6 protein-coding genes and 2 pseudogenes are annotated in these 8348 nt (G+C 70.3%); 1 reads left to right on the forward strand and 7 read right to left on the reverse strand.

Annotation, left to right across the window (positions count from 1 at the left end; genetic code table 11):
- The first annotated feature begins 135 nt into the window (after positions 1-135).
- The gene (locus ABZV38_RS23580) at positions 136-504 is read left to right on the forward strand and encodes a nuclear transport factor 2 family protein (RefSeq protein WP_356329917.1); all 369 of its coding nucleotides are present in this window, start codon (positions 136-138) and stop codon (positions 502-504) included.
- A gap of 7 nt (positions 505-511) precedes the next feature.
- Here ABZV38_RS23580 and ABZV38_RS23585 read toward each other — a convergent pair.
- From ABZV38_RS23585 to ABZV38_RS23615, 7 genes and pseudogenes are all read right to left on the reverse strand, one after another.
- Positions 512-1237: pseudogene (locus tag ABZV38_RS23585) on the reverse strand (aldo/keto reductase); the annotation flags it as partial.
- A gap of 26 nt (positions 1238-1263) precedes the next feature.
- A pseudogene (locus ABZV38_RS23590) lies at positions 1264-3497 on the reverse strand (ABC transporter ATP-binding protein).
- On the reverse strand, positions 3494-4879 hold the full coding sequence (locus ABZV38_RS23595; protein WP_356329919.1) for an LLM class flavin-dependent oxidoreductase: 1386 nt from the start codon (positions 4877-4879) through the stop codon (positions 3494-3496). Before ABZV38_RS23595 ends, ABZV38_RS23590 begins: the two are co-directional and overlap by 4 nt.
- On the reverse strand, positions 4863-5678 hold the full coding sequence (locus ABZV38_RS23600; protein ID WP_356329921.1) for an ABC transporter ATP-binding protein: 816 nt from the start codon (positions 5676-5678) through the stop codon (positions 4863-4865). The genes ABZV38_RS23595 and ABZV38_RS23600 overlap by 17 nt, the downstream gene beginning before the upstream one ends.
- Positions 5654-6589: an ABC transporter permease gene (locus ABZV38_RS23605; RefSeq protein ID WP_356329923.1), complete on the reverse strand. Its 936-nt coding sequence runs from the start codon at positions 6587-6589 to the stop codon at positions 5654-5656. The genes ABZV38_RS23600 and ABZV38_RS23605 overlap by 25 nt, the downstream gene beginning before the upstream one ends.
- Positions 6586-7650 carry an ABC transporter substrate-binding protein gene (locus tag ABZV38_RS23610; protein ID WP_356329925.1) on the reverse strand — a complete coding sequence of 355 codons (1065 nt, stop codon included), beginning with the start codon at positions 7648-7650 and terminating at the stop codon, positions 6586-6588. The genes ABZV38_RS23605 and ABZV38_RS23610 overlap by 4 nt, the downstream gene beginning before the upstream one ends.
- Before the next feature lie 80 nt (positions 7651-7730).
- Positions 7731-8243 carry a flavin reductase family protein gene (locus ABZV38_RS23615; RefSeq protein ID WP_356329926.1) on the reverse strand — a complete coding sequence of 171 codons (513 nt, stop codon included), beginning with the start codon at positions 8241-8243 and terminating at the stop codon, positions 7731-7733.
- Between the last annotated feature and the right edge of the window lie 105 nt (positions 8244-8348).

Raw genomic sequence — 8348 nt, forward strand, 5'->3', positions numbered from 1 at the left:
CCGACCATGACCCGGGAGCTGTCCGGCCATGACCCGGGAGGTAATCGACGCTTCTTTCCCCGTCGGACATCGTGTTCCTCACCAGCAGCACAGGAGCTCGGCCCCACAGCCGGGACATGACGAGAGGACAGCACGATGACCGCATACGAGGACGCCGTCCAGCGCTACTTCATCGCCTGGAACGCGGCGACCCCCGAGGACCTCGCCAAGGCTGTCGCCGCCGCATTCACCGAGGACGCCACCTACACCGACCCGCTGGCCGACGTGCGCGGCCACGACGGGCTCCTCGCCGCGATCAGTGGTGCCCGTCAGCAGTTCCCCGGCTTCGAGTTCCAGCTGACCGGCACCCCCGACGGGCATCACGACCTCGTCCGTTTCAGCTGGGACCTGGTCTCCACCGCCGACGGTTCGGCGCCCGCCGCCGGGTCCGACGTCATCACCCTCGACGACGACGGGCGCATCAGCTCGGTCAGCGGCTTCCTGGACCGGGTCCCCGGCGCCTGAGCGGACGCTACGCGGACCGGGCCGTTCGGCGGCGCAGCGCGGGGTCGGTCAGCGCGACCGGCTGGTAACCGGCGTCGCGAGCCGACAGGTTGGTGCCGGGCGGCACGATCTTGTCGATCTGGTCGAGGACGTCCCGGCTCAGCCGCACCCGGTCCGCGCCGAGCTGGCCCGCCAGCTGTTCGAAGGTCCGCGGGCCGATGATGGCGGAGGTGACCACCGGGTGCTCCAGGACGAATGCCAGGGCCAGCTGTACAAGGGTCAGCCCGGCGTCCTCGGCCAGCCGGGCGAGGGCTTCGGCGGCGTCGAGCTTGGCGCTGTTCTCCGGGGACACGATGTCGAAGCGCTCCGCCTGACGTTCGGCGCGGCTGGAGACGGGCTGGCCGGCCCCCTTGCGGTAGCGACCGGTCAGCCAGCCGCCCGCGAGTGGGCTCCAGGAGAGCACGGCGAGTCCGTACCGCTGCGCGACGGGCAGCACCTCGCGTTCGATGCCGCGGGCGAGCAGGGAGTACGGGGGCTGCTCGGCCACGACGCATTCGCGGCCGCGGCGCTCCGCGATCCACTGGCCCTCGACGATCGCGGACGGTTCGAAGGTGGACGTGCCGATGTAGCGGATCTTGCCCTGGTGCACCAGGTCGGAGAGGGCGCCGAGCGTCTCGTCGAAGTCGGTGTCCGGTTCGGGGCGGTGAACCTGGTAGAGATCGATCCAGTCGGTGCCCAGCCGGCGCAGGCTGTTCGTGCGTCCGAAGTTGCGGTACTCGGTCATCGTGCACTCTCCTTGACGAGTTCATCGGTCTGTGGACGGCCGTCGGCCGGGGCCGCGTCGCCGCTCCGGCGGAAGGCATCCCAGAGGCGGCGGTACGGACCGTCGGCGGCGAGCAGTTCGGTGTGGGTGCCGGTCTCTACGACGGTTCCCGCGTCGAGGACCACCACCCGGTCCGCGCGGGCCGCCGTCGTCAGCCGGTGGGCGACGACGACGGTGGTACGCCGGCGGGCCAGTACTTCCGTCGCGGCGGCGACCCGGCGTTCGGTGGCCAGGTCCAGCGAGGCGGTCGCCCCGTCGAGCAGCAGGACGGCCGGGTCGACGAGTTCGGCCCTGGCCAGGGCCAGCAGCTGGCGTTGTCCGGCGGAGAGGTTGCGGCCGCGCTCCCCCACCGGCTGGAGGTAGCCCAGCCGCAGCCCGGCGACCATCTCGTGGGCGCCGACCGCGCGGGCCGCCGTCTCCACCTCGGTGTCGGTGGCGTCCGGGCGCCCGTACGCGATCGCGTCCCGGACCGTACCGCTGAACAGATGCGCCTCCTGCGGCACCACACCCAGTCTGCGGCGGAAGCCGGGCAGGTCGAGCTCGCGCAGATCGTGCCCGTCGACCCGGACCGTGCCCGCCGACGGGTCGTAGAAGCGGGCGAGGAGTTTGACGACGGTCGACTTGCCCGAGACCGTCGCCCCGACCAGGGCGACGGTCTCGCCCGGTGCGATACGCAGACAGACGCCGTGCAGGACCTGCCGGCCGCCGCCGCCCGCGTATCCGAAGGAGACCGAGTCGAGTTCGATCTCCCCACGCAGTTTCCCGACCGGCCGTGCGTCGTCGGCGGGCGGGGTGCCGGTGGGTGTCTGCATCAGCGTCCGGAGCCGGCCCAGGCCGACGACGGCCTGCTGGTAGCCGTCGAACACCTGGGAGAGTTGCTGGATCGGTGAGAAGAACAGCTCGACGTAGAGGAGGAAGGCGATGAGGGTGCCCGCGCTCAGTGCGCCCGAGCGGACCTGTCCCGCGCCGACGGCCAGTACGGCTGCCGTGGACAGGGTGCCGAGGAACTCGACGAACGGGAAGAACGTGCCCATGTAGCGCTGGGCGCGCAGCCTGGAGTCCCGGAAGGACCAGGCCAGTTCGGCGAAGTCGCGGGCATTGCGGCGCTCGCGGCGGAACGCCTGGGTGACGCGGATGGCGGTGACGTTCTCCTGGAGACAGGCGTTGACGGCGCTGATGCGTTCCCTGGCCTCCCGGTAGGCGGGCACCGAGCAGTGGCGGAAGAGGGCGGTCGCGGCGATCAGCAGCGGCAGTGCGGCCAGCAGCACCAGGGCGAGCTCCGCGTCGATCACCAGCAGCGTGACCAGGACGCCGAGGACGGTCAGCAGACTCACCACCGCGGTGATCAGACCGGTCTGCAGGAAGTTCGACAGGGCGTCCACGTCGGTGGTCATCCGGGTCATGATCCGGCCGCCGAGCTCGCGCTCGTAGTAGTCGAGACCGAGCCGCTGCAGCTGCGCGAAGGTTTTCACACGCAGGGTGTAGAGGAGGCGTTCGCCGGTGCGTCCGGTGGTACGGACCTGAGCCACGCCGATCAGCCAGTTCGCGGCGACCACGAGGGCCGCGGCAGCGGCGGCGGCCAGCAGGACGCCCCCCGCGCGGTGGGCGACGCCGTGGTCGACGCCTTGTCTCACCAGGACGGGCACGGTGATCTGGGCGAGGGCATCCATGGCGACCAGGACCAGGCCGAGCAGCAGCGGCAGACCAGCGAGAAGAGGAACATCAGGGCGTTGCCCGTGAGGTTGGGCAGGAACTGCAGCAGCGTCTGGATGAGCGTGATGTCCGAGATGGACCGGCTCACCACCTGCCCCGTCCGCAGCTCGTCCTGCTGGGCGCCGCCGAGCCGCAGCAGCGCGGCGAACGCGTCGTTACGGAGGTCGTACTGCACACCGAGGGAGAGCCGGCCGGAGCGGAAGCGGCGGGTGAAGCTCGGCCCGAAGCGGACCGCGCCGATGAGGGCGAGGAGAACTGTCCACGGGACGAGCGAGGCGGTGGTGCCGGCCGCCACCCCGTCCACTACGTGCCGCAGGACGAGCGGCAGGGTGGCGGTGGCGACGGCCGCGACCACGGCGGCACCGAAGGCGAGGAGCAGGTCGGTGCGGTGGCGCAGGCAGTAGCCCAGCAGCCGCAGCGCCCAGCCGGGCGGCGGCTGCCGGTGCGTACCGGTTTCCGGGTTCGTACAGTCCGTCACCGGACCTCCGCCAGCCCGAGGCCGAAGTGGCCCTCGCTGCGGTCGACGGTCTCGAACAGCCGGTTGGCGGGGCGCGGCAGCCCATAGTGACCGCGCAGCGTGCGGGCCGTGTACTCGGTGCGGAACAGGCCGCGCTCCTGGAGGATCGGCACCACCCGGTCCACGAAGACCTCCAGGCCGGACGGGAGCACGGCCGGCATGATGTTGAAGCTGTCGGCGGCCCCGCTGTCGTACCAGTGCTCAATGGTGTCGGCGACCTGCTCGGCCGTTCCGGCGAAGGTGCGGTGACCGCGCCCGCCACCGAGCCGCCCGATCAACTGGCGTACCGTCAGTTTCTCTCGCCTGGCGAGCTCCACGATGAGCGTGTAGCGGCTCTTGGCGCCCTCGATCTCGTCCTCGGTGGGGATGTCCTCGGGCAGTTCCGCGTCGAGGTCGAGGTCGTCGGGGGCGATCTTCAGCCGCTGGGCGAGCTGCCGCTTGGCGTACTCGGGGACGATCAGCTCCTCCAGCTCGGCGTCCAGGGCCTGGGCTTCGGCCTCCGTGTCACCGATGACGGGCACGATCCCGGGCAGGATCTTGACGCCGTCGGGGTTGCGGCCGATGGCCTCCGCCCGCTGCTTGACGTCCTTGTAGAAGGCGATGCCCTCCTCCAGGGTCTGCTGGGCGGTGAAGACGGCCTCCGCGTACCGCGCCGCGAAGTCCTTGCCGTCCTCGCTGGAGCCGGCCTGCACGAGCAACGGGTAGCCCTGCGGAGGGCGTTGCACATTGAGCGGGCCGTCGACCCGGAAGTACTCACCGGTGTGCTCGATCCGCCGCACCCGCTCGGCCAGGGCGTGGACGCCGCGTTCCTTGTCGGCGATCACGGCGTCGTCCGCCCAGCTGTCCCAGAGTTTGGTGGACACCTCGACGAACTCGGCGGCCCGGCGGTAGCGGTCGCGGTGCAGCGGGGTGTCGTCGAGGCCGAAGTTGCGGGCCGCGTCGGCGCCGGCCGTGGTGACGATGTTCCAGCCGGCCCGGCCGCCCGAGACATGGTCCAGCGAGGCGAACCTGCGCGCCAGGTTGTACGGCTCGTTGTAGCTGGTCGACGCAGTGGCGATGAGGCCGATGTGCTCGGTGGCGCCGGCCAGCGCGGTCAGCAGGACGGTGGGCTCCAGCTTGGCGGCGGGCCGTCGTCCCGGGTCCCCCATCAGGACAGGACTGTCGGCGAGGAACAGCGAGTCGAGCCTGCCGCGTTCGGCGATCCGGGCCAGGTTCTTGTAGTGCTCGATGTCCGAGTTCGCCTCCGCCGGGCTCTCGGGCAGGCGCCAGGACGCCTCGTGGTGGCCGGTCGACATCAGGAAGGCGTTCAGGTGGAGCGGCTTGCGGTCAGGCTTGCGGGACATGGGCTTCCTTCGCTTCGGAACGGGTCTGGGGCTGCGTCACGCCGAGCGCGGCGAGCAGGGTGTCGCGGTACTCCTGGAACCGGGGGTCGCGCGGGGAGCGTGGGGTCGGCAGGTCGACGGTGAGGTCGAGCGAGATCCGGCCGTCGTCCAGGACCAGCACCCGCTCGGCGAGTTCGACGGCCTCGTCGACGTCATGGGTGACCAGCAGCACCGCGGGGCGGTGGCGCTCGTACAGTTCGCGCAGCAGACCGTGCATCTTGATCCGGGTGAGGGCATCAAGGGCACCGAACGGCTCGTCGGCGAGGAGGAGTTCGGGCTCGCGGACGAGCGCCCGGGCCAGGGCGGCCCGTTGCTGTTCGCCGCCGGACAGTTCATGGGGCCAGGACCGGTCACGGCCCTCCAGGCCGACCTCGGCGAGCGCGGTCTGTCCGCGTTCACGCACCTTGGGGCCGCGCAGACCGAGTACGACGTTGTCGAGCACCCGGAGCCAGGGCAGCAGCCGGGAGTCCTGGAAGGAGAGCGAGACCCGGTCCGGGACAATGAGTTCGCCGGATCCCTCGACGGTGTGGTCGAGCCGGGCGACCGCCCGCAGGAGGGTGGACTTGCCGGAGCCGCTGCGGCCGAGGAGGGCGGTGAACTCCCCCGGCGCCACGGTCAGATCGAGTTCCTTGAGTACCTTCCGGTCGCCGAATCGACGGACCAGCTTCCTGGCCCGTACCGACACCGGCCGTATCGCGGTCGCAGTTCCGGTCCCGGTCTCTTCATGGGTGCCGGTCAGCCCGCCAGAGTGCGTCGCCATGACAGGGCCCTCCTCTCGATGGCGCGTACCGCCGCGTCCGAGGCGAAGCCGAAGATCCCGTAGGCCACCAGCCCCACGATGATCACGTCGGACTGGGCGTACTGCTGGGCCTGGAACATCATGTAGCCGATGCCGCTCGTGGCATTGATCTGCTCGACCACGATCAGGCCGAGCCAGGACGCGGTGACGCCGAGCCGCAGACCGACGAAGAAACCGGGCAGCGAGCCGGGGACGACGACCTTGCGGATGAACTGCCCTCGGCTCAGGTCGAGCCCCTCGGCGAGTTCGACGTACCGGCTGTCGATGCCGGTCAGCGAGGAGTACGTATTGATGTACATGTTCACCGCGACGCCGAGCGCGATCACGGTGACCTTCATCTGCTCGCCGATGCCGAGCCAGAGGATGAGCAGCGGAAGCATCGCCAGGGACGGAATCGCGCGCTTGATCTGGAGCGGCCCGTCGAGGAGGTACTCGCCGGTGCGGCTCAGTCCGGCGGCCACGGCCAGGATCACCCCGGCGGCCACCCCGAAGAAGAGGCCGAGGCCTGCGCGTTGGAGCGAGATCAGCACATTGTCCTGGAGACGGCCGCTCTGGATCAGGTCCGTCGCGGTGGACACCACGGCGCCGGGTCCGGACAGGATCCGGGGATCGAGATAGCCGACGGCGGAGGCTCCCCACCACACGGCGACCACGAGCACCGGGCCGATCAGCCGGCCGAAGGGGAGGGAGCGGCCGGGCCCGAGCCGCCTTCGGGTGGAGCGGGCGACGAGGACGGCAGGGGTCGCGGGGACGGTGAGGGAGGTGGCAGCAGGCCCCTGGTCCCCCTGGGTCCCCAGCGACTGGTGCACGTCCGGCGCGGCGGTCGCTGCCGCCGGCTGTGCCAGGTGCGTCTTCGAGAGCAGCTCGGTCATGACGTCTCCCGGTACCTGGCCGGTACGGCCTTCGCCGCCAGCCCCTCGAAGCGCCGGTCGAACAGCCCGGAGACGTCCTGCTTCGGCACGAAGCCGCCCTCGGCCATCAGGTCGGCGGTCTCCTGCTCCCATGCGATCGCCTTGTCCCAGCTCACCGGGAACTGCGGCTCGTGCAGGGAGGCGACGATGCGCTTGCCGTCCTCCTTCGTCACGCCCTGGTCCTTGACGTAATACGTGTCGATCCACTCGTCGCCGTTCTCCCACGCCCAGACCAGGCCGCGGGACCACAGCGGGACGAAGTTGCGGATGGCCGCGGCCTTCGCCTTGTCGTTCAGCACCTCGTCGGGTGCCCACAGGACGGTGAGCAGGTCCACCACATCGGTGGTCACTCCGCGGGCGCCGTCCTTGGCGTACTGGCTGAGGTACTTGGTCAGCGTCGGCTCGCCCAGCGGGGCCACATCGACCTGCTTGGACTGCAGCGCGGTCAGGAACTGGGTGCTGGGCAGCGCGACCAGCTCGACATCGCTGTTCTTCAGGCCGGCCTTCTTCAGGGCCCGCAGCACGACGACGCCCTGCGCCTGCCCCTGGGAGAAGCCGATCTTCTTGCCGCGGAAGTCCTCCACCGTTCTGATGCCGGAGCCGGGGGCGGTCGCGAAGACGTAGGACGGGTGGTTGCGCACCTGTACCGCGACGATCTTCGCTCCGACGCCGATGGCCTCGGCCTGGATCGGCGGTATTCCGGCGTTGGCCGCCAAGTCGATGGAATGTGCCCGGAATCCCTGAATGATGTCGGGACCGGCACTCAGATTCGGCCACTGCGACACAGTGAACGCGAGATCCTTCTGCAGACCGGCGGGGCCCAGCTGAAGGTGTGTGGTGCGTACCGCTATCGACAGCCTGGTGCCGGGCGGCGGAGCACCGGAGGGCAGCTTTCCTGCAGGCTCCGCACTGGCGACTGTTTTTGCCTGCGGAGAGCAGGCGGCGAGGCCCAGAATCGCCCCGCCCGTCAGGGCGAGGAACGACCGGCGGCCGACTGCATGGCGTACATCGTGGCGTGTCATGGTGAATTCCCGATCAGTGGTCATGAGAAGTCGCTGGAGGTGCCGAGAAGTCGCGAGAGGTCGCGAGTCGTCGTCGGCGGTCAGAGGGTGTGGTACGTGCCGTTGTGGAAGAGGAGCGGGCTGCGCCCCTCGTCGAGCCAGGAGTCCCCGACCCGTGCGATGACGATGCAGTGGTCGCCCGCCGGGACGGTCTGCTCGATCTCCAGCCGCAGCCAGCCGGCCACCCCGTCGAGCACCGGTTCGCCCTCCGGCAGCCGCCGCCAGCCGGTCGGTGCGGCGAACCGGTCGATGCCGCTGGTGGCGAATGTCGTTGCCAGCGCCCGTTGTTCGGCTCCGAGGAAGTTGACGACGGCCGTGTCGGCCCGCTCGATGTGGGGCCAGGACGAGGTGGTGGCCCCGATCCCGAAGGAGACCAGTGGCGGGTCGAGCGACAGCGATGCGAGTGACGTGGCGGTGAAGCCGATGGGTCCGTGGCCGGCGTCGGCGGTGACGACGACCACACCGGCCGGATAGCGGCGGAAGGCCTGCTTGAACCGGTCCGGGGCGATGCCCGTCGCGGCCGTCGCAGGATATGAGGGCACAGTGACAGTCAACGTCTCTCCCGGTACTACAGCCGGTGTTGTCACGGTGAGTGTTCTCGTTGGCGGTAGTGGCTGATGCGGGCTTGTGTCTGGTGGCGGCGTCGCCAGCGGTTCCAG

The sequence above is a fragment of the Streptomyces sp. NPDC005181 genome (assembly GCF_040608395.1).
In the GTDB taxonomy this organism is placed as follows: domain Bacteria; phylum Actinomycetota; class Actinomycetes; order Streptomycetales; family Streptomycetaceae; genus Streptomyces.

Excerpts from the sequence above, each read along its gene's own strand:
- ABZV38_RS23580 (WP_356329917.1), top strand. The coding sequence starts at position 136 with ATGACCGCATACGAGGACGCCGTCCAGCGCTACTTCATCGCCTGGAAC.
- ABZV38_RS23595 (WP_356329919.1), bottom strand. The coding sequence starts at position 4,879 with ATGTCCCGCAAGCCTGACCGCAAGCCGCTCCACCTGAACGCCTTCCTG.
- ABZV38_RS23600 (WP_356329921.1), bottom strand. The coding sequence starts at position 5,678 with ATGGCGACGCACTCTGGCGGGCTGACCGGCACCCATGAAGAGACCGGG.
- ABZV38_RS23605 (WP_356329923.1), bottom strand. The coding sequence starts at position 6,589 with ATGACCGAGCTGCTCTCGAAGACGCACCTGGCACAGCCGGCGGCAGCG.
- ABZV38_RS23610 (WP_356329925.1), bottom strand. The coding sequence starts at position 7,650 with ATGACACGCCACGATGTACGCCATGCAGTCGGCCGCCGGTCGTTCCTC.